At 54.8% G+C, this 24,458-nt stretch carries 18 protein-coding genes; 16 read left to right on the forward strand and 2 right to left on the reverse strand.

Going from position 1 to position 24,458, the window contains the following annotated elements:
- Positions 1-101: 101 nt before the first annotated feature.
- The 8 genes from F0P93_RS29635 (at position 102) to F0P93_RS29665 (ending at position 8,646) form a co-directional block, all read left to right on the forward strand.
- On the forward strand, positions 102-1,181 hold the full coding sequence (locus F0P93_RS29635; protein WP_150881421.1) for a glycoside hydrolase family protein: 1,080 nt from the start codon (positions 102-104) through the stop codon (positions 1,179-1,181).
- A gap of 55 nt (positions 1,182-1,236) precedes the next feature.
- Complete coding sequence (locus F0P93_RS29640; protein ID WP_150881422.1) at positions 1,237-3,246, forward strand: beta-L-arabinofuranosidase domain-containing protein; 2,010 nt, start codon at positions 1,237-1,239, stop codon at positions 3,244-3,246.
- 51 nt (positions 3,247-3,297) lie between these two features.
- Positions 3,298-3,489 (forward strand): DUF433 domain-containing protein, encoded by a 192-nt coding sequence (locus tag F0P93_RS29645; RefSeq protein ID WP_150881423.1) that lies wholly within the window; start codon positions 3,298-3,300, stop codon positions 3,487-3,489.
- Positions 3,490-3,613: 124 nt separating this feature from the next.
- Complete coding sequence (locus F0P93_RS29650) at positions 3,614-4,219, forward strand: RNA polymerase sigma factor (RefSeq protein WP_225309703.1); 606 nt, start codon at positions 3,614-3,616, stop codon at positions 4,217-4,219.
- 5 nt (positions 4,220-4,224) lie between these two features.
- A complete protein-coding gene (locus F0P93_RS31635) occupies positions 4,225-4,572 on the forward strand; it encodes a hypothetical protein (RefSeq protein ID WP_191908958.1) in 348 nt (115 codons plus the stop codon).
- Positions 4,565-5,074, forward strand: coding sequence for a Spy/CpxP family protein refolding chaperone (locus tag F0P93_RS29655; RefSeq protein WP_191908959.1), 510 nt, complete (start codon positions 4,565-4,567; stop codon positions 5,072-5,074). Before F0P93_RS31635 ends, F0P93_RS29655 begins: the two co-directional genes overlap by 8 nt.
- A gap of 76 nt (positions 5,075-5,150) precedes the next feature.
- Complete coding sequence (locus F0P93_RS29660; protein ID WP_114405631.1) at positions 5,151-5,471, forward strand: hypothetical protein; 321 nt, start codon at positions 5,151-5,153, stop codon at positions 5,469-5,471.
- A 160-nt stretch (positions 5,472-5,631) separates the two neighbouring features.
- Positions 5,632-8,646: an outer membrane beta-barrel protein gene (locus F0P93_RS29665; RefSeq protein ID WP_150881425.1), complete on the forward strand. Its 3,015-nt coding sequence runs from the start codon at positions 5,632-5,634 to the stop codon at positions 8,644-8,646.
- Between the two features lie 93 nt (positions 8,647-8,739).
- Here the strand turns inward: F0P93_RS29665 and F0P93_RS29670 are convergent, their stop codons facing one another.
- A complete protein-coding gene (locus F0P93_RS29670) occupies positions 8,740-9,753 on the reverse strand; it encodes a LacI family DNA-binding transcriptional regulator (RefSeq protein WP_150881426.1) in 1,014 nt (337 codons plus the stop codon).
- Between the two features lie 298 nt (positions 9,754-10,051).
- Between F0P93_RS29670 and fbp the strand changes: the two genes are divergently transcribed.
- From fbp to F0P93_RS29690, 4 genes are all read left to right on the forward strand, one after another.
- Positions 10,052-11,053: a class 1 fructose-bisphosphatase gene (gene fbp / locus F0P93_RS29675; protein WP_150881495.1), complete on the forward strand. Its 1,002-nt coding sequence runs from the start codon at positions 10,052-10,054 to the stop codon at positions 11,051-11,053.
- Between the two features lie 117 nt (positions 11,054-11,170).
- The gene (locus tag F0P93_RS29680; RefSeq protein ID WP_150881496.1) at positions 11,171-11,971 is read left to right on the forward strand and encodes a 2Fe-2S iron-sulfur cluster-binding protein; all 801 of its coding nucleotides are present in this window, start codon (positions 11,171-11,173) and stop codon (positions 11,969-11,971) included.
- Positions 11,972-11,990: 19 nt separating this feature from the next.
- Entirely contained in the window at positions 11,991-13,004 is a 1,014-nt protein-coding gene (locus F0P93_RS29685; protein WP_150881427.1) for an FAD binding domain-containing protein, read from the forward strand.
- Positions 13,005-13,024: 20 nt separating this feature from the next.
- On the forward strand, positions 13,025-15,151 hold the full coding sequence (locus F0P93_RS29690; RefSeq protein ID WP_150881428.1) for a xanthine dehydrogenase family protein molybdopterin-binding subunit: 2,127 nt from the start codon (positions 13,025-13,027) through the stop codon (positions 15,149-15,151).
- Between the two features lie 28 nt (positions 15,152-15,179).
- Here F0P93_RS29690 and F0P93_RS29695 read toward each other — a convergent pair whose 3' ends face one another.
- Positions 15,180-16,541 (reverse strand): sensor histidine kinase, encoded by a 1,362-nt coding sequence (locus F0P93_RS29695; protein WP_225309704.1) that lies wholly within the window; start codon positions 16,539-16,541, stop codon positions 15,180-15,182.
- A 323-nt stretch (positions 16,542-16,864) separates the two neighbouring features.
- Here F0P93_RS29695 and F0P93_RS29700 point away from each other — a divergent pair, with 323 nt between their 5' ends.
- The 4 genes from F0P93_RS29700 (at position 16,865) to F0P93_RS29715 (ending at position 24,399) form a co-directional block, all read left to right on the forward strand.
- On the forward strand, positions 16,865-18,508 hold the full coding sequence (locus F0P93_RS29700; RefSeq protein WP_225309705.1) for a pectate lyase family protein: 1,644 nt from the start codon (positions 16,865-16,867) through the stop codon (positions 18,506-18,508).
- 87 nt (positions 18,509-18,595) lie between these two features.
- Positions 18,596-21,748: a DUF6298 domain-containing protein gene (locus tag F0P93_RS29705; protein ID WP_150881429.1), complete on the forward strand. Its 3,153-nt coding sequence runs from the start codon at positions 18,596-18,598 to the stop codon at positions 21,746-21,748.
- On the forward strand, positions 21,745-23,649 hold the full coding sequence (locus F0P93_RS29710; protein WP_225309706.1) for a sialidase/neuraminidase family protein: 1,905 nt from the start codon (positions 21,745-21,747) through the stop codon (positions 23,647-23,649). The genes F0P93_RS29705 and F0P93_RS29710 overlap by 4 nt, the downstream gene beginning before the upstream one ends.
- A gap of 54 nt (positions 23,650-23,703) precedes the next feature.
- The gene (locus F0P93_RS29715) at positions 23,704-24,399 is read left to right on the forward strand and encodes a DUF3826 domain-containing protein (RefSeq protein WP_150881430.1); all 696 of its coding nucleotides are present in this window, start codon (positions 23,704-23,706) and stop codon (positions 24,397-24,399) included.
- Positions 24,400-24,458: the final 59 nt, after the last annotated feature.

Consider the following 24,458-nt stretch of genomic DNA (forward strand, 5'->3'; position numbering starts at 1 on the left):
GTGGATCAAATCAAACCTGCTAATTATCCCGTAGGAATCATTGACCCGTTCACGGAATGGAATTTGGGGAATTGGATGGCCTTACCTTTTGGTCAATTAAAATGAAACAATGGATTGTCGGCTCTTTATTCGTAGTGATGACGGTAACGGGTTTTGCCCAGCCGACAAATCCTGCGGTAACCGTCCCGGACGAAAAGATGCGGGCGGTTTTTGAGGAAGTGAAAACGCCTTATAAATATGGCATTGTGCTGCCCCAGCCCGACAAAGGCCGGATGGTCGACAGTCCGACGGTTTTCCGCAAGGGCAACAACTGGTATATGACCTACATCATTTTTGATGGAAAGGGCTACGAAACCTGGCTGGCGAAAAGCACCGATCTGCTGCACTGGACCACTCTGGGCAAACTGATGTCCTTTACCGATAAAGACTGGGATGCCACGCAGAAAGCCGGGTATGTTGCCTTGATCGATACCGACTGGGGTGGTTCGTACGAAGCCGAAAAATACCGGAACCGCTACTGGCTGTCGTATTTGGGCGGTTCCGAAAAAGGCTACGAAGCGGGCCGCTTGGGAGTTGGTATCGCCAGCGCAAACGATTTGTCGAAACCGAAGGAAGTCACGCGGTTGCCACAGCCGGTGCTGTCGGCGGTGGATCAAGACGCGCGCTGGTACGACAACAAAACCATCTACAAAAGTCTGGTGATTCGGGATAAGGCGCAGAAAACCGGGTATCCGTTTGTGATGTATTACAACGCCAAAGGCGAGAAACCGGATGCCAAAGGAGCCGGTTTTGAAAACATCGCGATGGCGGTTTCCAACGACCTGACGCATTGGAAACGCTTCGGACAGGAACCGTTGATCACCCGGAAAACCGGCATTTGTGGCGATGCGCAGATTACTAAAATCGGAGATGTATACGTGCTGTTTTACTTCGGCGCGTTCTGGAAACCCGGCGCGTTCGAGCGGTTTGCGTGTTCCTACGACCTCGTTAACTGGACCGACTGGCAGGGGGACGATCTGGTTGCATCCTCGGAACCGTACGACAAAACCTACGCCCACAAACCGTGGGTCATCAAGTGGAAAGGCGTCGTCTACCATTTCTACAACGCCGTTGGCGACCAGGGGCGCGTCATTGCCGTGGCCACCTCTAAAGATCTGGGCAAGAGTGGGTTCGGAAAGTAGGTGCTGTCGCGGGAACGGTAGTTAAGCAGGAACAAAACCATCACAAGGGCTCAACATGAAACTGAAATCTATTCTTTCCATTCTCTTTGCAACGTTTGTTTTTACGGCCATCGGGCAGGTGAAAAAGTCGGCAATGTATACGAACAGCCGCGCTCCGTTGCGGCAAAATTCGTATCTGGAATTGCCGTTGGGCGCCATTAAACCGCAGGGCTGGTTGCGCGAAATGCTGATCCGCCAGAAAAACGGAGCTACCGGAAATCTGGATAAGCTCTACCCGCTGGTCATGAACGAACGAAACGGCTGGCTGGGGGGCGACGGTGATCAGTGGGAGCGGGGACCCTACTGGATCGACGGGCTGTTGCCGCTGGCCTATATTCTGGACGATAAAGAACTGATTGCCAAAACCAAACCCTGGGTGGAATGGGCGATTAAAAGCCAGCAGCCGGACGGGTATTTTGGCCCTTCGAAAGATTACGGCCCCGAACCCGGTGTGCAACGGAACAACAGCCGCGACTGGTGGCCCAAGATGGTGATGCTCAAGATTTTGAAGCAGTATTATTCTGCGACCGGCGACCAGCGCGTGATCACGTTGATGACGAATTATTTCAGGTACCAATTGAAGGAACTGCCCCGGAAACCGCTCGATCACTGGACGTTCTGGGCGCGGTATCGGGGGGGCGACAACCTGATGAATGTGTACTGGCTTTTCAACCGAACCGGCGATCAATTTCTGCTCGAACTGGGCGATCTGATTCATAAACAGACGTTTGATTACACGAACGCGTTCCTAAACACCGACCTGCTTTCCAGAGAAGGCAGCATCCATTGTGTCAATCTGGCGCAGGGCATGAAGGCCCCGATCATCTATTACCAGCACCACCCGGAACAGAAATACCTGGACGCGACAAAAAAGGGATTGGCCGATATCCGCAACTTCAACGGTATGGCGCACGGGCTGTATGGGGGTGACGAAGCCTTGCACGGTAACAATCCGACGCAGGGTTCCGAGTTGTGTACCGCCGTGGAAATGCTGTTTTCGCTGGAAAGTATGCTGGAAATTACCGGCAATGTGAATTTCGCCGACCAGATTGAAAAAATTGCCTTCAATGCGCTGCCCGCACAGATATCCGACGATTTCATGGGTCGCCAGTATTTTCAGCAGGCCAACCAGGTGATGGCGACCCGGCATATGCGCAATTTTGACGTCAATCACCACGGAACCGATCTGTGCTTTGGCCTGCTTTCCGGGTACCCGTGCTGCACATCGAACATGCACCAGGGCTGGCCGAAGTTCACGCAGAATCTGTGGTATGCCACTCCGGACAAAGGCGTGGCGGCTCTGGTGTATGCCCCCAGCGAAGCCAGAATCACCGTGGCGAATGGCACCGAAGTTTCGTTGAAAGAAGAGACGAATTACCCGTTTGAGGAAACCGTTAGGTTTACGCTGACCACCGGGAAAACCGTTTCCTTCCCGTTCCACCTGCGCATTCCGGAATGGTGTAAAAAAGCCTCGATCAAAATTAACGGCAAGGTTTGGCAGGAAGTCAACGGCAACCAGATTGTGCCAATCAGGCGGGAATGGAAAACCGGCGATGTTGTTGAATTGAACCTGCCAATGCATCTGTTTAAAAATACCTGGTACGAAAATTCGGTGTCGCTGGAACGGGGGCCGATCACCTACGCGCTGAAAATGGGGGAGGAGGTGAAGAAGGTGAAAAATGACAAAGACCCGATCGAGTATGGCGATTCGTACGAGGAAGTACGGCCCTCAACACCCTGGAACTACGGTTTAGTGGAAGTCGCGGATAAGAACCTCGAAGCGGCTTATAAAATTGAACAGAAAGGAGCGGTTTCGACGTTTCCGTGGAATCTGGAAAATGCCCCGATACAGATCAAAACGAAGGCCCGGCGCATTCCATCCTGGCAGCTCTACAACGAAATGACCGGTCCCATTCCCTACAGTGTCATGTATCAACTGGAAGCCAGCCCGGAGGAAGAAGAAATCACACTGGTGCCGTATGGCTGCACGAGTTTGCGGATTTCCCAGTTTCCGGTGGTGAGGTAAATGGGTTCGGCAAAGAATTCGTGGATTGTGAAAAATGATTGCCTTTAGGGCATGGACATCAAGGAACTGATATTCGTAGACGCCGATATTTTGGGGGGACAACCTGTCTTCACCGGAACCCGGGTTCCGGTGGAATCGCTTTTTGATCACTTAGAAGCAGGGGTTTCACTGGATGAATTTTTGGACGATTTCCCTACTGTATCGAAAAATCACGCCATTGCGGTTATGGATCTGGCAAGCTAAAAAAATCATACTGCCACTCACTTCTCTAAGCACCATCCCAAAACGGCGTGGTGCTTTTTTTGGTTAGCCGAAAAAAGTTACTTCATTCCCGCAGGTTTTTCCAATCTTTCGTACCTAATGCCATGTGTTCACTTTTAACGATACCGCCCGTTTGCAGGAGTCCGAACTGATTGCTGAGCTAAAAGCAGGCCGTGCGTCGGCTTTTCGGATGCTGGTCGAAACGCATCAGGAAAAGGTCTACAACCTGGCACTGGCGATCGTGCAGCATCCCGAAGAAGCAGAGGATATTGCGCAGGAGGTATTTATTGAAGTGTACCAAACCATTCAGAATTTTCGGGAAGAGGCCAAACTGACGACCTGGCTGTATCGCATCACCACCACCAAAGCCCTGGCGCACCACCGGAAACGAAAGGCACAAAAGCGGTTTTCGGTCCTGACCAGTTTGTTTGGGCTGAACAACGAGGTGCTGCACGATCCGCCGGATTTCCACCATCCGGGGGTTTCGCTGGAGCAGCAGGAGGAGATGCGCACCCTGTTTAAAGCCATTGACCAACTGGCGGATACGCAAAAAGTCGCCTTTATTTTGCATTACATCGACGAACAAAGCCACCGTGAAATTGCGGAGGTGATGCAGGTCAGCGTGTCGGCGGTCGAGTCGCTGCTGCACCGGGCCAAACAGAATCTTCGGAAACAGCTAGGCCCGTATTATCAGGAAAGAAATAACCCGTGACAATCATGAACACGAACGAAGAAGAGCAACAGTGGGAAGACCGGTTTCGGAAGTTGGGCCAGCTAAAGCCCGCCCAGCCCCGGCCTTTCTTTTATACCCGGCTGGAGGCCCGGTTGGAAACCCGGCTGAAAAACCGCCTGGACCAGTTGGAAGGATCGGTCCGTCTGCCGTGGTGGTTGCAACGCCCGGCCTACGCCTTCGGAACGCTCGGCATACTGGTGGTACTCAATGTTTCGGTGGCACTCTGGCAGACCAGCCCCAGCCCTCCCACGCCGGAACCCGATGCCGGAACCTACGAAGCTTTTGTGCAGGATTATCAACTGGACCACCAAACCGTGTACGCCGATGAATGACCGGAATCGAGTTCGAATGCTGATCGGCATCATCATCGCGCTGGTGCTGCTCAACGCCGGTTTGCTAACCTGGATGTGGCTGGGTTCGCAGCGGCACCACCGGGAGGGCGATGGTCGGTCGTATCTTTCCAAAACCCTCGGTTTTTCGGAAGAGCAGCGTACGAAATACCGGGCCATGCGGCAACGCCATTTTAAAACCATCCGGCCCTTGCTGGATTCGATGCGGCAGGAACGCCAGCGGTTTTTCCGGCAGGTCAACGATTCGACGCAGACCGATGCGCAGTTGACGCAACAGGCCCGGCAACTGGAAGAAAACAGCGTTCGGCTGGACGTGCTGACCTTGCGGCATTTTCAGCAGGTGAGCGCCCTGTGTACGCCCGAACAACGGCAGAAATTACAGAAAGTCCTGGCCGACCGGCCCGGTTTTGGCTCCTTTAGTGGATCGGGCTGGTCGGGAAAACACCGCTCCGATTCCAGCCGCCGGGACCGTTCCGAAAAATAAATTCTTTTTTTGTCCGCAGCCCGCAGGGTTTCGGGGCCATTGACATCTAAGCACTACAACTAAACAGCAATCGATCATGAAAAAAGGAATGTTCATTGCCCTGCTGCTGGCCGGGATGACGGTTTTCGAAAGTAATGCGCAGAACGGACAGGGGGGCGGACGCGGTCAGATGCAGGGAATGACGCAGGTGGAAGAAAGCGCACTACCCGCTCCGGTGATGGCGTATGTGAAAGATAAATACCCCGGTATGACGGTTCGGCGGATCATGAAAGACAAAGAAGACAACTATAATGTGGTCGTGGCGGCCGATACCACCCGGAAAATTGTGGTTTTCGACGCCAAAGGAACGTTCAAGGAAGAACGGGCCATGCGCGGTCGTCGGGGTGGAAACCGGTAAAATTCAAACAAACAGGCACAACAATGTGTCGTTGTCGTAATCCGGTTTCAGGATTACACTTCATCAAATTTTCAGTTCAGTCGTTCGCAGCGTTTGTCACCGCCCCGGGGTTCCCGTGCGGTGACAAACCTGTGAAAATCCGCCCTTACGCACTTGCACCATGAAGGTAAATTCTCTACGTTTTTTTCGTTTGCTTCCGGTTTTGGCTCTTTTGCTGATTTCGGGACCGTCGCTGTTCGCCCAAACCAACCAGTTGACCGGAAAATTTGCCGATGTCAACATCGGCGTTCTGATCGGGGTGCCGGTTATTCTGACGTCGCAGCAGGATACGACCCAGAAACAATATACTGTAACCGATACGAGTGGCGTCTTTACCTTCCTAAACCTCAATCCGGCAGCCTATCGGCTGAAAGCCACCTACCTGGGGTTTACAGATTATGACAAAGTGATTACGATTACCGAATCTGTCCAGAATCTGGGCACCATCACCCTGACTGAGGACGCCAAAACGCTCAAGGAAGTCGTAATCAAAGGGCAAATACCGCCCGCGCAGCAAAAAGGCGATACGCTCCAGTTGAATGCCGAAGCGTTTAAAGTCACCCGCGATGCCACCACGGAAGACCTGATCAAGAAAATGCCGGGAATTACGGTGGAAAACGGAACCGTAAAAGCCCAAGGCGAAGATGTGCAGCAGGTGCTGGTGGACGGCAAAATCTTTTTTGGCGACGATCCGAGCATTGCCCTCCGCAACCTGCCCGCCGAAGTAGTCGATAAAATCGAAATTTTCGACCGCATGAGCGACCAGTCGCAGTTTACCGGTTTTAACGACGGCCAAACCTCGAAAACCATCAACATCGTGACGCGGGGCGATCGGCAGAACGGCGTATTTGGCCGGGTGTATGCGGGCTATGGAACGGACGATACGTATTCGGCGGGCGGAAATGTTAATTTCTTCAACGGCGCCCGGCGGTTTTCCATCGTGGGCCTGAGCAACAACATCAACCAGCAAAACTTTTCCTCGCAGGATTTGACCGGCGTCGTCAGCAGCAACAGTGGCGGAGGAGGTGGTGGCGGTGGCCGGGGTGGCAACCGGGGCGGGGGCGGCAACCGGGGTGGTGGCGGTGGCCAGGGTGGTGGCGGAAGCGACAGCTTTCTGGTGGGTCAGCAGAGCGGGATCAACAAAACGAACTCCATCGGGCTCAATTTTTCCGACGACTGGGGTAAGCACGTCACCATTCGGGGGAGCTATTTCTTCAACAACAGCAACAACGCCAACTCGCAGACGGTTTTTCGCCGGTATACGCTGACCGAAAATGCGAGCCAGAACTACCTGGAAAACAGCAATACCCGCAGCGAAAACTACAACCACCGGCTGGATTTCCGGCTCGAATATACGATCAATTCCAACAATTCGCTGCTGATTACGCCCCGGTTGCGGTGGCAAAACAACCGTTCGTCGAGCAGCACGCAGGGGATTACGTACCTGGCTGGCGACAGTACCTCCCAAAACCAGACGCTGGGTAACAACTTCAACCCGGTTTTGCCCCCCGACAGCCTGTTGCTGAACCGGAGCAATACCGACAACATCAGCCGAACCAAGGCGTTCAACTTCAGCAACAACATTCTGTTTCGGCACCGGTTTGCCAAACGCGGACGGTCGCTTTCCCTGAATTTCGGCACCCAGATCAGCACGCAGGACCGGGACAATTCGCAGTTGTCGCTGAATGAATATTTTACGGGAAGAACCCCGGATCAGCGCATTCAGCAGGAAACCAATACCAACACGCCGAGCTACCAGTATTCACTCAATGCGGCTTTTACGGAACCGCTGAGCAAGCTGAGCCAGTTGCAGATCAATTATACGACCACGTACCGGTATAGCGATGCCACCAAACGGACCAACCGTTACAATCCGGCCACGCAGCGCTACGACCAACTGGATTCGTTGTTGTCGAACACGTTTCAGAACGATTATTTTACGAACCAGGCGGGGGTGGGCTACAATTACCGGTCACCAAAAATGGGGCTGAACGTCAACCTGAACTACCAGCGGGCGGATCTGCTCAGCGACCAGACATTCCCGATCAACAACGACGTTCAGGCGCATTTTAACAACCTGCTGCCATCGGCGATGCTGGACCTGAAACTGTCGACCGACAGCCGCGTTCGGTTATTTTACCGCACCAACACGCAGGCGCCGGGGGTCACGCAGCTCCAGAATGTGCTCGACAACTCCAACCCGCTGTTTCTGACCACAGGGAATCCGGATTTGAAGCAGTCGTATAGCCACAACGTGTCGGTTCGGTATCAACTCACCAAACCGGTTAAAGGCCGCAGCCTGTTTGTGTTTATTAACATGGGTTCGACCAACAATTACATCGGAACGTCTACCCTGATCAGCAACGGAGCCGCCACCTTGCCCGATGGCACGACGCTGGGGCAGGGGGTTCAGTTGACCCGCCCGGTTAACCTGAGCGGTTTGTGGAACCTCCGCACGTTTGTTACCTACAGCACCCCGCTCAAATTCATCAAGAGTAACATCAGCATCAACGCCGGAAACAGCTACGGAACGTCGCCGAGTTTGATCAACAACCAGATCAACAACGCCAACACGACCACCTGGTCGCAGGGTGTCAACCTGAGCAGCAACATCAGCCAGAAGCTGGACTTCTCGTTCTCGTATTCCGGTAACTTCAACGATGTGAAATACTCGCTTCAGGAACAGAACAACAACAAATATTATTTTCAGGTGCTGAGTGGCCGCATCAACTGGATATTCGGGCCGGGTCTGGTGTTGCAGTCCGACATTTCGAATCAGAAGTACACCGGTTTCAATGGCAGTGTCAATCAGCAGTATACGCTCTGGAATGCCGCCGTTGGCAAGAAATTCCTGAAAGACCAGCGGGGCGAACTCCGGTTGTCGGTTTTTGACTTGCTGAAGCAGAACAACAGCCTGAATGTAACGCAGACCGATACGTATGTGGAAAACAGCCGGGCGCAGGTGCTGCAACGGTATTTTATGCTGACGTTTACCTACAACCTGCGCCAGTTTAAAGCTTCAGCCTCCCCGGCGCGCGGCACCGACCGGCCCGACGGCCAGAACTGGCGCGATGGTGGCGGAGGAGGGGGGCGGTTCCCCGGTGGTGGTCGTCCGGGTGGGCCGGGAAATAATTGATTAGTTTGCCCCTAAATCCCCTAAAGGGGACATTGGACGCAGCCTAATCCGAATTCAAAAAGTCCCCTTTAGGGGATTTAGGGGCGAAATGGCTCAAGCCCCCGTTTTCGTGGACGCCCGGATCACAAGCCGGGTGGGAATTTTCACGGAGTCGGCAGTAAGGTGCCGGGGTTTTCCTTCAATCAGGTCGATCAGTCGCCCGGCGGCCACCTGACCAATTTCCAGGGCCGGTTGCTCAACCGTTGTCATGGGCGGGTCCAGCAAATCGGCTACGGTGATGTTGGTAAAACCGATCAGGGCTATTTCCTTGGGAATCAGGATGCTTCGTTTCTTTAGAGCTGTCAGACAGCCGATGGCGAGCCGGTCACTGGCCGCAAAAAACGCGTCCGGTTTTTGACGAAGCAGATCATCGACGATAGGGTCCACCTCGTTCGGGCCAAAACCGGCGTGCCGCACCAGCTTCTCTTCATACGGAATGCCGTAGTGTTCCAGTGCCGCCCGGTATCCCGCCAGCCGTTCCTGCGCAATGGAGATCGTGGCCGGAATGGCGACGTGCGCAATCCGACGGCGTCCCGACTGGATCAGGTGTTCCGTGGCGGCATAGGCTCCCGCAAAATTATCCGCCGTTATACTCGGTACCTCCAGGTCTTTCGACACGCGGTCGAACAACACAATGGGTAGTTTTTTCTCCTGAAGCTGACGCAGATAGGCGACGTTGCAGGTGTTGCTGGAGAGCGAGATGAGCAGGCCGTCGGCCTTGCGGGCCACCACCTGCTGCACCGTGGCCAGCTCCCGTTCGTAGGATTCGTGACTTTGAAAAATGCTAACGTGATAGCCCCGGTTATAGGCAATGGCTTCGATGCCGTTGATGACCTGCGAGAAAAAGAGGTTGGCAATCTGGGGAACCACGACGCCGATGACCCGACTACGGTTTTCTTTCAGGCTCAGCGCAATGGGATTGGGGCGGTACTGAAGCCGCTCGGCATACTCGACAACCAGCCGCTTGGTTTCGGCGTTGATTTCGTAGCTGTCCCGCAGCGCCCGCGATACCGTCGAGGTCGAGAGATTTAAGGCGCGGGCAATATCTTTGATGGTTATGGTGTCCAAGGTATTTATTGGTAAAATTCAAAAAAACAGCCCAGTACTTTTTCAAAGAAACCAACTTCCGGCAACGTTCCCGGTAACGATTGCGTGAATAAATATGCGGTAAAATTTTAAAATAAAAAACATCCTGCCTAACCTTAGTGTAATAATCCAACTATTCCGGCTATTTCCCCGTTTGCTCCCATTCTGCGAAAAAGCTAATTTTTGATAGTACGCTGGCTGCATCGGCCATCCGATTGATTTTCTCTGTAAACAAGCAATTCACCTATAACGATTCTCGACGATTATGAATGTTCAGCAGATGGAAATAACGGCCTCGCATCCCTTGGCGTTGCCCGTTGGCGTAACCCTGGATCGGTACATCATGCACCGGCAAACGGCGTTCCCGTACGCAACCGGTGAACTCTCGCAATTGTTACGCGACATTGCGCTGGCCGGTAAAATCATCCATCGGGAAGTCAACCGGGCGGGTTTGATCGACCTCACCGGCGGCATGGGCATTCAGAACGTGCAGGGCGAAAGCCAGCAGAAACTCGACATGATTGCCAACATCCGGTTCAGCCGCGCCTTGAAAAACGGGGGTGAAGCCTGCGCGATCATTTCGGAAGAAGAGGAAGAAATTATTTATACCGGAAACAACCACGCCAAATACGTCGTGGCCATGGACCCCCTCGACGGCTCCTCCAACATCGACGTCAACGTGTCCATCGGCACCATCTTTTCCATTTACCGGCGCGTAACGCCCATCGGCACGCAGCCCACGATGGCGGATTTTTTGCAGGGCGGTCGCCGGCAGGTGGCGGCCGGCTACATTCTCTACGGTTCTTCAACAATTCTGGTCTACAGCACCGGACATAACGCCAACGGATTCACCTACGACGCGTCGCTGGGTGAGTTTATTCTGTCCCATCCCGACATTCAAAGTCCGGCCGATGGGCAGATTTATTCGTGCAACGACGGCAATCTGGACGACTATGAACCGGGTGTGCAGGCCTACCTGACCGCGTGCCGCCGAAAAAAATACACCGCCCGCTACATCGGTTCGCTCGTGGCCGATTTTCACCGGAATCTGCTCAAAGGCGGTATTTACCTCTATCCGCCGACTCAAAAGAACCCCGATGGCAAGCTCCGGCTGCTGTACGAAGCTTTTCCGCTGGCTTTTCTGGCCGAAATGACGGGCTGTGTCGCCACCACCGGCCAGCAATCCATTCTCGATATCAAACCGGATAGTTTTCACCAGCGTACGCCCCTCTACATCGGGTCGCCGGTGATGGTGGAAAATCTGGTCGGATTTCTGGGGTAAACCGCTCCCGCCGGGCTGGTGTGGAACGTTCAGCGTTTTCCGGGATTCCCTATAAACTTTCAACCGGTTTCCGGGTTAGGAGTGTATAGGGACTCTTTATTTCCAGAACATTCCATGATGGAAGACCACAACGCCCCGGACCTGACCGAGGACGAAAAGAAACTGTTCGAAGATCTGATGCCGGAAGATCTGGACGAAATCCTCGATACCGGCGTCAACCGGCGTCATTTTTTGAAACTGATGGGGCTGGCGGGTGGCGGCATTCTGGCCTGGCAATCAGCCGCTGCCGAGCAGGTTTTCACCCGCTCGCCGAGCGGACCGGTCGCGGATGAGCTTTCGTCGGCAGCCATCGAAAACGGCGTTTCTGTCTCGTTCAAAGTCAACGGGACGGCCCGAAAACTGACGGTGGATTCCCGCATGTCGCTGCTCGATACGCTCCGCGAACGACTGGAACTCACCGGTTCTAAAAAAGGCTGTGATCACGGCCAATGCGGAGCCTGCACGGTTATTGTGGACGGACGCCGGGTGTTGTCCTGCCTGACCCTGGCCGCAACCTGCGAAGGCCGGTCGGTGCAAACCATCGAAGGCCTGGCCAACGGAACCGCCGGATCACCGGATCGTCTCCACCCGATGCAGGCTGCTTTTCTCAAACATGACGGTTTTCAGTGCGGTTTCTGCACGCCGGGGCAGATTTGCTCGGCGGTGGCCCTGCTCGATGAAGCCAAAAAGGGAGAGGCCAGTTACGTCACGGAATCAATTCGTTCCAAACCGGGGCCGGTTCAGCTTTCCAACGAAGAAATCCGGGAGCGGATGTCGGGGAATCTGTGCCGCTGTGGGGCGTACCCCAACATTGTGGCTGCGATTCAGGAAGTACACAGCGGAAAACCGGTGGAACAAACCTGGCAGTTGATCGGCTAATCGGACAAACCCCGCACCCATGAGACCTTTTAAATTTACGACCGTTTCTGATATTTCTTCGGCAACCAACAGTGTGGCCGGAAAACCCAACGCCCGGTTTCTGGCGGGCGGAACCAACCTGCTGGACCTGATGAAGGAAGATGTGGAGCGGCCCGAAGAGTTGATCGACATTACCCGGCTCAACCTTACCCAGATCAAACCGCTCACCGATGGCGCCAATGAAATCGGTATTTCCATCGGGGCGCTGGGGAAAAACACCGACGCGGCCAATCATCCGCTGATCCGTCAACACTATCCGCTGCTCGCACAGGCGATTCTGGCGGGGGCGTCCGGGCAGATTCGGAACATGGCCACCAACGGCGGCAATCTTCTGCAACGAACCCGTTGTCCGTATTTCTACGATGTGGCCATGCCCTGCAACAAACGCGAACCGGGCGAACAGCCAGGGTGTGGTGCCCGCGAAGGCATTAACCGGATGCACGCGATTTTCGGCTGGTCCGAAAAATGCGTTGCCGTTCATCCGTCGGACATGGCCGTTGCGCTGGCGGCACTGGATGCCGTGATTAAAGTTCGGAGTGCCAGCGGACCGGAGCGGATCATTGCGTTGGCGGATTTTCACCGCCTGCCGGAAGACCGGCCCGAAATCGACACGAACCTCCGGCCGGGCGAACTGATCACGGCCATTGAACTGCCGAAAAACCGCTTTGCCGAAAAATCCTACTACCTGAAAGTCCGCGACCGGTCTTCGTATGCCTTCGCCCTGATTTCAGTCGCGGCCGCACTGGAACTGGACGGCAACCGGATCGTGCAGGCCCGGATCGCCCTAGGCGGGGTGGCCCACAAGCCCTGGCGGGCGTTGAAAGCCGAACAACTCCTGGTGGGTCAGGAAGCTACTGAAGCGAATTTTAAACGGGCCGCCGAGGCCGAAATGGCGGATGCCAAACCGCTGGAACACAATGCGTTTAAGGTGGAACTCGGCAAGCGGAGTATGGTCCGGGCGTTGCAAGTGGCTCTAACCGGAAACCGGTCCTGATCGTATACTGAATCAATTTCATGCAGGAGAAAAACAAAGTGACCGGTACGCCGGTCAGTCGCATCGACGGGATTTTGAAAGTGACGGGAAAAGCCGCCTATGCGACTGATTATCCGGTGAAGAACATCGCCTACGCCGTCCTTTTTAAAAGCACGATTGCTGCCGGAACAATTCGCTCGCTCGACACCGGCCCGGCGGAAAAGTCGCCCGGTGTGTTGGCAGTGATTACCCATAAAAATGCGCCGAAACTCAAAATCGATGGCGGTATTCGGGGCGGAGCGTTGCTGCAAAGCCCGAAAATTGAGTTTCACGGACAACACATCGGTCTGGTGGTGGCGGAAACCTACGAACAGGCCCGGCACGCGGCCCGTCTGGTAAAGGTGGAGTACATCAAAAGCGAACCCAGGGTGGATTTTGAGAAGCTTTCGAAGGAAGCCGTGTTGCCAAAAGACAAAGAGAAGGCCGACGCGAAGCGGGGCGACGCCAAAGCGGCTCTCCAAAACGCGGAATTCAAGGTGGAAGCGGTCTATGGAACGCCCATCGAACACCACCACCCGCTGGAACCTCATTCCACCATTGCCGAATGGCAGGGTGAGAACGTGGTTCTCTACAACAGTTCGCAGATCGTAAACGGCGCGCAAATGGCGGCTGCGGCTACCCTCAACATCAAACCGGAAAATGTCCGAATCGTTTCGCCGTACATCGGCGGGGGTTTTGGGTCGAAGGGTGGCCAGTGGGCGAATCTGGTGCTGACGGCGGTGGCGGCCAAAGTGGTGAACCGTCCAGTCAAACTCGCGCTGACCCGCCAGCAGATGGTGAATTCGGTGGGTTTGCGGCAAAAAAACCACCAGAAAGTGAGTCTGGCGGCCACCAAAGACGGGAAGCTGACGGCACTCGCCCACGAAACTACTACCCATTGCGCCATTGAAAACGAATTTGTAGAACCGTGTGGCGACTGCTCGAAAATCATGTACGAGGTTCCCAACTCGCTGATTACCTACCGGGTGGTTCCGATGAATCTGATTCTGCCGACCTATACGCGCGGTCCGGGGAAATCCACGGGTAGTTTTGCGCTGGAGTCGGCCATGGACGAACTGGCGTATCAGCTTAAAATGGACCCGATCGAATTCCGGCTGAAAAACGAGCCGACGCGCGATCCGTCCAATGGCAAGCCCTGGTCGTCGCGCACAACGGTGCAGTGTTTGCAGGAAGGAGCCAAAGCGTTTGGCTGGGAAAAACGGAAGGCCGAACCGCGTCAGAATCAGCAGGGTAATTTCCTGATCGGATACGGCGTCGCCTGCGGAACCTACCCGGCCCACCAACGACCCAGTTCGGCGCGGGTATCACTCAACCGCAAAGGCAATGCCATCACGGCCCGTGTTGAACTGGCGGCTGCGGATCTGGGAACGGGAACGCATACGATTCTGGCGCAAACGGCGGCCGATGCGCTGGGTTTGCCGCTGAATCAAATTACCGTAAAGCTCGGCGACTCGGATTTGCCGCCAGCCGCCGGGGCGGTGGGGTCGGTGGGCGCGTCGAGTTATGCCAATGCCGTGCATGATGCCTGCGTAAAACTAACGGATGAACTGATTGCCAAATCCGGCAAACAGTTTTTTGTTCGCCCAACGGCTGCGCAATTGATGGTGTCCGAGAACGTAGCCGATTACCAGACCCGGGTCGATGCCAAACCGCCCGCCAATGCCGATCAATACTCGTCCCACAGCTTCAATGCCAATTTTGCCGAAGTGCGGGTCGACATTGCCACCGGCATGGTGCGGGTAACGCGTTTTCTGGCCGTAACCGGTGCCGGTAAAATCCTGAATCCGAAAACCGCCCGCTCCCAGATCATTGGCGGCAACGTCTGGGGCATCGGGATGGCATTAACCGAAGAGTCGGTGGTTGATCCACGCTGGGGGAATTTTGTCACCCGCTCGTTCGGGGATTATCACGTTCCGGCTAACCTGGATATCGGAGCGATGGAAGCGATTTTTATTCGGGAAGACGACCGGGCGTCTAATGCGCTGGGCGTGAAGGGAATTGGTGAAGTCGGCATTGTCGGGGTGGCTGCGGCCGTGGCCAATGCGGTTTTTAACGCCACCGGCAAACGCGTTCGGGAACTGCCGATTACGCCGGATAAACTCCTGTAAGCTTCGTTGTTTCCAGAAACCGCGAAGCTCAGGGCCTAACCGGCTGAACGGGTTCCGTAATGGGGTTAATCAGGGGAATCCGAACGGTAAATGTGTTTTCGGCATCACTCACCTCCGGCGTAGGCTGGTTGAGTTTCTGGTACTGCGCCAGAATGGTCGAAAGGCCGACCCCGTTGGAAAGAACCGACGTCCGTTTGCGCTGGAGGTTGTTTTTCAGCACCAGATACCCCGGCTCATCCGTGAAAATGTCGATCTGCAACGGTTTCGTGACCAGAATCACGTTATGCTTGACGGCGTTTTCGACCAGCAACTGAAGCGTCAGCGAGGGCAGCAGCCACGACGAATAGACCGGATCAATCTGCACGGCTACCGTCAAGCCCGCGCCGTACCGCGTTTTGAGCAAGTGGGCATACGACTGAATGAAACCAAGTTCACTTTCCAGCGTCGTCAGGGATTGCTCATTGGCTTTCAGCAGATACCGGTACACCTGACTCAACTGGTCGACAAACTGACTGGCCCGCTGCGGTTGCTCGTCGATCAACGACGACAGCGAGTTGAGACTGTTGAACAGAAAATGGGGGTTTACCTGCGCCTGTAACGCCCGAAGCTGAACGTCAGTTTTTTCCTGCTCCAGCCGCCGAACGGCCAGTTCAGTTTCCAGCCTTTGCTGAATCAGTTGCTCCGCCCGGCGCGTTTGCTCGACCGCTTCGGCCACGGCAAGCTGCCGCTGGCGAAACACCAGGCACAGCGAAAAACAAAGCAGTTGAAGGATGCGGCTGGCCCCCAGCATCCGGATGTGGACCTGAACATCGGCGGGATCAGTTGACAGCGGCAAGGGATAACCGGTGTAATAAAACAGGTTGTTGCCCTCATTGACCAGCAGCAGCACACTACCAAAGACGAAAAGACCGCCTACCGCATCGCGCCGACGAGACGCAATCCAGGCACCCACCAGGCTAGTGCTCATTAGCAACCCAAAGTAAATGATCGTCATAAACCGCCCCGGTGGCGACATGTGCCAGTGTTCCTCCAGCAGCATCATACCGACTTCCGCCACCAGAAATAACCCCAGCCCGAATTGTGCCCACCGCAGCCCGCGTGTTAGCCGGAGCGGAGCCTGCGCCAAATTGAAAAGACCATACACCAGCCCCAGATAAAGGATGCGGCTCAAGCCATACTCGGCCACATAAACCGCCATGTTTTGCGATTCGCTCAGGGGAATGTCCTCGCCGGAGAGTCGGTTAAAGACCGAATGGGAGAACCAGATCAAGGTTTGCAGGGTAAACAAACCGTAGACCCAGTCCCGGAAAAAACTCCACTGAACGGCATTCAGGATCAGGATGGACCCCACCGAACCCAGGTAAATAAACAGCACTGCCTCGCCGGACATACAAAAACGAAGACGGAATGACGCTCGTCGTCACGAAGATACGGATTGATTCAACTCAACCGATCGTTAACGGATTGTTTCCATACGGGTCGAGTAGGGGTGAGACCGGTTTTTATCTGGATTCAATGGCGGTACTGATAAGGAGCCGTCCGGTCTTTTTGGGAATGATAATATCCTATACATTGCCGAGAAAATGATATAGGGATGGCTGGTTTTTTTAGCCTTATTTTGAGATTAGGTATAGCATATAGCCATAGTGTACTCAAATTTCAGTCAATGTTCTGTTTTTGAATACGATAACGACCTGAAAGAAACCCTTTTCCATGAAAAAGCGACTGATTCCGGTATTTGTTTTAGGGGCTCTGTTTTTCGGACCGCCACTGGTTTTTGCCCAATATCCCACCATTCCGGCGGATGTTCAAAAGCAAAGTGACGAATTGCTCAGGGAAGCCAACCGACAATCCAACATCGCCTGGCAAAAAGCCCTGCCGATCATTGAGAAAGAAGCCAAAGAGGGAAAACCGTATATTCCCTGGGCGGCCCGACCCGTCGATTTGCCCCAGGCCAGCATCCCGGCTTTTCCGGGTGCCGAGGGCGGAGGAGCTTTCACGTTTGGTGGACGGGGCGGTAAAGTCTACGTGGTGACCAGCCTGGAAGATCAGGGGCCCGGCACGCTGCGGGACGCCTGTGAGCAGGGGGGAGCGCGAACCATCGTTTTCAACGTTGCCGGGATTATTAAACTGAAAACACCCCTGATTATCAGAGCACCGTATATTACGATTGCGGGCCAGACGGCACCGGGCGACGGGATTTGCGTGGCCGGCGAATCGGTCTGGATCAACACGCACGATGTCGTGATTCGGTACATGCGCTTCCGGCGGGGCGAAACCTACGTGGGGCGTCGCGACGATTCCATTGGCGGCAACCCGATTGGCAACATCATGATTGACCACGTTTCGGCGAGCTGGGGGCTGGACGAAAACATGTCGATGTACCGCCATATGTACAACGACAGCACCGGGAAGGCGGCCGAAGACAAGCTGCCGACGGTCAATATTACCATTCAGAACTCGATTTTTTCCGAAGCACTGGACACCTGGAACCACTCGTTTGGCAGCACGCTCGGGGGCGAAAATTGTACGTTCATGCGCAACCTCTGGGCCGATAATGCGGGGCGGAATCCGTCGATTGGCTGGTATGGAATCTTCAACTTTGCCAACAACGTGATCTTCAACTGGGTGCATCGGTCCACCGACGGGGGCGACTACCGCGCGATGTACAACATGATCAACAACTACTACAAACCCGGCCCGCAAACGCCGAAGGATTCGCCCATCGCCCACCGGATTTTGAAACCCGAAGCGGGGCGGAGCAAACTGGGTTATCTGACCTTTGGCCGGGCGTATGTCAACGGGAACATTGTGGAAGGAAACGACAAAGTCACGAAAGACAACTGGGATGGCGGGGTTCAGGTGGAAGACCTGGCGAATGCCGGAAAATACACGGCCAGTATGAAATGGGACAAACCGCTTCCCATGCCCGAAATCACCCTGTTGCCGACGGCGAAAGCCTATGACTACGTGCTGGCCAACGCCGGAGCAACGCTGCCCAAACGCGACCCCGTCGATGTTCGGGTGGTGGAACAGGTCAGAACCGGCAAAATTACGTACAAAGAAGGTGTGAAACTGCCCGAAACGCAGTTCAAACACCGTCGTCTGCCCATCGATTCCTACAAAAATGGCATCATTACCGACATCAGTCAGGTGGGCGGTTATCCCGAATACACCGGAAAACCGTACCTTGATACGGATAAAGATGGTATGCCGGACGATTGGGAAACCAAAAACGGCCTGAACCCAAAAGACGCGTCGGACGCCAGCCTGGACAAAAACAAGGACGGCTATACGAGCATCGAAGACTATTTGAATAGCGTCGTTCCGGTGCAGCAGGTGCGGCCAAGAACGTAAAGAATGCCCCCAACCCCCTAAAGGGGGCTTTGAGAATCCAGATTTATATAATCCCCTTTAGGGGGTTGGGGGCAAAATTCCAATACCGTGTATAAACCCAGCCTTTTCATCGCTCTTTTTTCCCTTTTCTTCGCCTTTTGGCGATTCGGAGCGGTGTGTGCGCAGGGGTCGAAACCGGTCAAAAAGCAGCCGGTTGCACCGGGACCACAAGGGCGGTTGGTTTACGAGCCTGACGAACGCGGAAATCGAATTTCCGATTTCTCGTATTGTGGGTATCAGGCTGGTAACCAGTCGATTCCTGATATAGTCATACGGGTAGTCGTACCGTTCCGAAAAGGCGATGCCACCCGGCGAATCCAGGCTGCCATTGATTATGTAAGCACATTGCCGATCAATGCGAACGGTTTTCGCGGGGCGGTTTTGCTTGATAAAGGCGTTCATGAAGTGTCGGGCCATTTGAAAATAACCGCTTCGGGCGTTGTGCTGCGTGGGAGCGGCATGGGAACTGGTGGAACGACAATTTTGGGAACGGGTTTCAGCCGCGATAACCTGCTGACGATTTCCGGAAAAAGCGACCGCCAAACCGCCGAAACAGGGCCAATTACGGACGGCTACGTACCAGTCAATGCGCTGAAAATTCACGCTGGAAAACCGACGACTTTCAAGGTCGGCGACTTCGTGCAGATTCGACGGCCATCCACCAAAGCGTGGATTCAGCAACTGGGAACGGATCATTTCGGGGGGGGCATCACGTCGCTGGGCTGGAAACCGGGTCAACGCGATCTGGTTTGGGATCGGCAGATTACGGCAGTCAACGGTTCTGAACTTACTCTTGATGCGCCCCTGACCACCGCGCTGGATTCGGCGTTTGGCGGAGGAACGATAGCTCGCTACACCTGGCCCGGACGGATTGCGCAGTCGGGTGTCGAAAACCTGCAATTTATCTCCTCGTACGACAAAGCGAATCCGAAAGACGAGGACCACCGCTGGATGGCGATTGTGCTCGAAAACGTACAGGATGCCTGGGTGCGGCAGGTGGTTTTTCGGCATTTCGCCGGTTCCGCCGTCTTCGTTCAGGAAACCGCCAAACGCATTACAGTGGAAGATTGCCAGTCGCTGGAACCGGTTTCAGAAATCGGGGGCGAACGGCGCAATACGTTCCTGGTTCGGGGCCAACAGATTCTGTGCCAGCGGCTTTATGCCGAACACGGCTACCATGATTTTGCGGTCGGCTATTGCAGTGCCGGGCCGAATGCGTTTGTGCAGTGCGAGTCACATTTGCCCTTCAGTTTCAGCGGGAGCGTCGATAGCTGGGCGTCGGGCGTGTTGTTCGATCTGGTCAATATTGACGGAAATGCGTTACGGTTTTCCAATCTGGGGCAGGACGGACAGGGCGCGGGCTGGAATGCCGCCAACAGCGTTTTCTGGCAATGTACAGCCGCGCGGGTGGAGTGCTACCAGCCGCCCACAGCCCAAAACTGGGCGTTCGGCACCTGGGCGCAGTTTGCCGGAGACGGTTTTTGGGACCTGTCGAACGAGCACATTCAGCCCCGGAGTCTGTATTACGCCCAACTCAAAGACCGGCTGGGCGATGGCGTTGCGGCCCGAACGATTCTGCTGCCGGTCGAATCCGAAGCGTCCAGCAGCCCAAAGGTGGAAGTGGCCGCAGCCCTAACCAAACAAGCCGTGAATCCGGCTCCAACATTGTACGATTTTATCACGGCAGCCAGTCAACGGCAACCCATTCCGACGGCTACGAAAGTAAAGTCAATCGACGCGATTGGCCTGCCGAAAGAAACCGCTCTTGCCAAAGCCGAGCCGATGCAGATTCAGCAGGGAAAACTGGTTCGCGGAAGTACGTTGGTCGCTGGTCGGCGGCAGGAAGTGCCCTGGTGGAACGGCAGCGCGCGGCCCCACGGACTGGCGAATGCCAAACTGCACATCACCCGCTTCGTTCCGGGCATGACGGGCCTTGGCCTGACGGATGATCTGGCGATAATGACGGATTCCATGAAGGCCGAAAATACCGTGGCCATCGACCACAATTACGGGCTTTGGTACGACCGTCGGCGCGACGATCACGAACGCATTCGGCGGATGGACGGCGAAGTGTGGCCGCCTTTCTACGAACTGCCGTTTGCCCGCAGCGGCCGGGAAACCGCCTGGGATGGACTCAGTAAATATGATTTGACGAAATACAATCCCTGGTACTGGAGCCGACTGAAGCAGTTTGCCGATCTGGCCGATCAGAAAGGGCTGACGCTGATACACGAGAACTATTTCCAGCACAACATCATCGAAGCGGGTGCCCACTACGCCGATTTTCCCTGGCGACCCGTCAACAACATCAACCAGACCGGTTTTCCGGAACCGGCTCCGTATGCGGGTGACAAACGGATTTTCATGGCCGAACAGTTTTACGACGTTTCGCACCCCGTTCGGCGGGCCTTGCACCGGGCCTACATTCGCCAATGTCTCGCCAATTTCGCGACGAATTCAGGAGTCATTCAGCTTATTGGTGCCGAATTTACCGGGCCGTTGTCGTTTGTGCAGTTCTGGATCGATACCATCAGCGAATGGGAAAAGGAAACCGGCCAGAAAGCCGTCGTCGGCCTAAGCACAACCAAAGACGTTCAGGACGCGATTCTGGCGGATACCAAACGGGCCTCCGTAATTGATCTGGTGGACATCCGGTACTGGCATTACCAGGCCGACGGCACGGTTTATGCCCCCGCTGGCGGTCAGAATCTGGCTCCCCGGCAACACGCCCGCTTGCTGCATCCGAAAAAAAGTTCGTTCGAACAGGTCTACCGGGCGGTTCGGGACTACCACCGGAAATTTCCAGACAAGGCCGTCACCTACGCGGCAGACCATGCCGATGCCCTGGCCTGGGCGGTTTTGCTGGCGGGCGGCTCCATGCCGAATCTTCCGGTGGTGGCCGACCCGCAGTTTCTGGCGGATGTCGCTCAGATGCAACCTGTTGACGTACCGCAGAAACCGGCCGGTCAGTGGGCGATGGGCAACGAAAAAACCGGCTATATCCTCTATACCGAATCGGCGGGGGCGGTTCAGCTCGACCTGACCAAAGCCGCCGGTTCTTTTTCCGTACATTCCATACACCCGAAAACCGGTCAGATCGTGAAATCAAAAGAGGGGATCAAGGGGGGAAGTGTGGTCAGTCTGAGCAAGGCGACAGAAGGCGCGGAAGTGATCTGGGTTAAAAAGAGCAAGGGATTATGAAAAGTAAAATAGCCCCCAACCCCCTAAAGGGGACTTTAAAAAAGTCGGCTTTTAAAGCCCCCTTTAGGGGGTTGGGGGCTATTTTACTTTTCCTCACCCACGTTCACGCGCAGGACACGGTGCGCTACGTGGGGCAAACGCTTTCCAACGTCGATTACCACCACGGGCAGTTGAGTCCGGCGGTGGGTGTGCATAACATGCAGGTGTTTCGGGCGAACCGCGAGCACCCGGAGTTGGCCGGGGGCACCCACTGGACCTACAACCATGCGCCGATGCTGGCCTACTGGAACAACACGTTTTACCTGCAATACCTCAGCAATCCGGTGGGCGAACACGAACCGCCGGGCCAAACGCTGCTGCTGACCTCGAAAGACGGTTATAACTGGACGAAACCTACAGTTCTTTTTCCGCCGTATAAACTGCCGGATGGCTGGAAAAAACCGGGTCGCCCCGAGGTGGCAAAAGATCTGTACGCGGTGATGCACCAACGCATGGGCTTCTTCGTGGCGAAAAACAAAAGGCTGCTGACCCTGGCTTTTTACGGCATTGTGATGGGGCCGAAAGACGATCCGAACGATGGCAACGGCATTGGCCGCGTGGTTCGGGAAATCTACGCCGATGGGAAATTTGGACCGATTTATTTCATCCGGAATAATGCGTCCTGGGACAAAACCAAATCGGCCTACCCGTTCTATACCAGCTCGAAAGACAAAGGCTTTGTGGAAGCCTGTAACGAGCTGCTGGCCAACACGCTGATGATGCAGCAATGGATCGAAGAAGCCGACCGCAACGACCCACTGGTTACACTCAAAAAAGAAGTGAAAGCCTTCAGTTATTACCATTTGCCGGACAAGCGCGTCGTGGGATTGTGGAAGCACGCCCTGACGACGATCAGCCCGGACGAGGGGCAAACCTGGTTGTATAACCCGTTGCGGGCACCCGGTTTTGTGAACAGCAACGCCAAAATCTGGGGGCAGAAAACGACGGATGGGCAATACGCGACGGTCTATAATCCCTCGGAATTTCGCTGGCCGCTGGCGGTTTCGACCAGCAAAGACGGGCTGAACTACACCAACCTGCTATTGGTGAACGGCGAAATCACGACCATGCGCTACGGCGGAGCCTACAAGTCGTACGGGCCGCAGTACGTTCGGGGCATTGAGGAAGGCAACGGCACCCCGCCCGACGGCTCGTTGTGGGTGACCTACAGCATGAACAAGGAAGACATCTGGGTGTCGAAAATACCGGTGCCAATCACCGACCAGGTGACAACGCACCCCAATGAAATCTTCGCCCAATTGCCGGCCGGGGATGAACTGAAATTCTGGAATCTTTACAGCCCGGTTTTCGCTTCGGCTAAAATAGAGTCCGTGGACGGAAGTAAAGCGCTGGTTTTGAGGGATAAAGATCCGTTCGATTACGCCAAAGCCGAGCGTGTGATTCCCGAATCGACGAAGCTGGCGGTCGAGTTTGCGGTGGTGCCGCAGCAGGCTGACAAAGGCAGTTTGCAGATTGAATTTCAGGATGCCAAAGGCAATGCCGCCGTTCGTTTGCTGTTCGATGCCGACGGTTTTTTCAAAGCCAAAGTCGGCTACCGCGATTCGCAGATTCAGAAATACGAAGCCGGAAAACCGGTGGTGGTGCGCATCGAACTGGACCGCGACAAGCGGATGTTCGTGGCCTTTGTCAACGGCCAGCCGAAAGGAAACCGCCTGTTTTTTGCGCCGGTCGCTTCGTTTCGGCGGGTCGTTTTCCGAACCGGCGGGGTGCGTCGTTTCCCGGATGCCGACACGCCGACTGATCAGAATTTCGATGTGCCTAAAGCGGGCGAGCTGCAACCGGAAGCGGTTTTTATCCTCAAAACCTTTAAAACGAGTGCGTTGCCAAGCCGGAGTGAATGATCGAATAATACCGTTTTAACGGTTTCTACCGTCTGGAATTAACCAAAAAACAAAATGAATACAATGTTAAAACGCTTTTTTCTGGCCGTTGCTGTTACCGCCACAGTCCAAGCGTTCGGCCAGGAACAACCCGCCAAACCAGCGGTTTCCGTGGCCGAAGCAAAGGTAAAATCGGACGCCGAGCAGGAAAAGAAAGCCGCCGACTGGGTTGCGTCCCTGAACCTGAACGATGCGGAAAAAGAAAACCGGCTGACCAAGGTCGTGGCAACTCATTTACAAGCCGTTCGCGACTGGCACAATGAGCATCCGTTCAGCACGGTTCCGGCGGGCATCAATCCGGTAACCGGAAAACCGCTCTCCGAACTGGACCGGCAGCTCATTGCGGATTCGGCCATGCCCGAAACCGTTCACCAGAACCTGATGCGCGGTTTGCAAAAGGAGCTGGATAAGAATCAGGTAGCGGCTATTCTGGATAAATACACGATTGGAAAAGTAGCTTTCACGATGAATGGCTACCGGGCCATCGTGCCAAACATCACCGAAAAGGAAGAAGCAACGCTGCTGGGATTCATGGAACAGGCCCGCGAACAGGCCGTGGATTACAAAAGCATGAAGGAAATCTCGGCCATTTTCGAGATCTACAAAACCAAATCCGAGCAGTATCTCAACGCCAACGGCCGAAACTGGCGGGAAATGTATAACAACTATACTGCCATATTGAAGGCCCAAAAAGCCGCCGGGAAGAAGTAAACGTTTGCTGGAGTGCTGGTCGGGATTTGCAATCCCGACCCCATCTGTCAAGGATTTGT

Source organism: Larkinella humicola (assembly GCF_008727875.1).
Classification (GTDB): Bacteria; Bacteroidota; Bacteroidia; order Cytophagales; family Spirosomataceae; genus Larkinella; species Larkinella humicola.

Coding starts and splice junctions, on each gene's coding strand:
- F0P93_RS29635 (WP_150881421.1), top strand. CDS start 102: ATGAAACAATGGATTGTCGGCTCTTTATTCGTAGTGATGACGGTAACG.
- F0P93_RS29640 (WP_150881422.1), top strand. CDS start 1,237: ATGAAACTGAAATCTATTCTTTCCATTCTCTTTGCAACGTTTGTTTTT.
- F0P93_RS29645 (WP_150881423.1), top strand. CDS start 3,298: ATGGACATCAAGGAACTGATATTCGTAGACGCCGATATTTTGGGGGGA.
- F0P93_RS31635 (WP_191908958.1), top strand. CDS start 4,225: ATGAACACGAACGAAGAAGAGCAACAGTGGGAAGACCGGTTTCGGAAG.
- F0P93_RS29655 (WP_191908959.1), top strand. CDS start 4,565: ATGAATGACCGGAATCGAGTTCGAATGCTGATCGGCATCATCATCGCG.
- F0P93_RS29660 (WP_114405631.1), top strand. CDS start 5,151: ATGAAAAAAGGAATGTTCATTGCCCTGCTGCTGGCCGGGATGACGGTT.
- F0P93_RS29665 (WP_150881425.1), top strand. CDS start 5,632: ATGAAGGTAAATTCTCTACGTTTTTTTCGTTTGCTTCCGGTTTTGGCT.
- fbp (WP_150881495.1), top strand. CDS start 10,052: ATGGAAATAACGGCCTCGCATCCCTTGGCGTTGCCCGTTGGCGTAACC.
- F0P93_RS29680 (WP_150881496.1), top strand. CDS start 11,171: ATGGAAGACCACAACGCCCCGGACCTGACCGAGGACGAAAAGAAACTG.
- F0P93_RS29685 (WP_150881427.1), top strand. CDS start 11,991: ATGAGACCTTTTAAATTTACGACCGTTTCTGATATTTCTTCGGCAACC.
- F0P93_RS29690 (WP_150881428.1), top strand. CDS start 13,025: ATGCAGGAGAAAAACAAAGTGACCGGTACGCCGGTCAGTCGCATCGAC.
- F0P93_RS29695 (WP_225309704.1), bottom strand. CDS start 16,541: ATGTCCGGCGAGGCAGTGCTGTTTATTTACCTGGGTTCGGTGGGGTCC.
- F0P93_RS29700 (WP_225309705.1), top strand. CDS start 16,865: ATGAAAAAGCGACTGATTCCGGTATTTGTTTTAGGGGCTCTGTTTTTC.
- F0P93_RS29710 (WP_225309706.1), top strand. CDS start 21,745: ATGAAAAGTAAAATAGCCCCCAACCCCCTAAAGGGGACTTTAAAAAAG.
- F0P93_RS29715 (WP_150881430.1), top strand. CDS start 23,704: ATGAATACAATGTTAAAACGCTTTTTTCTGGCCGTTGCTGTTACCGCC.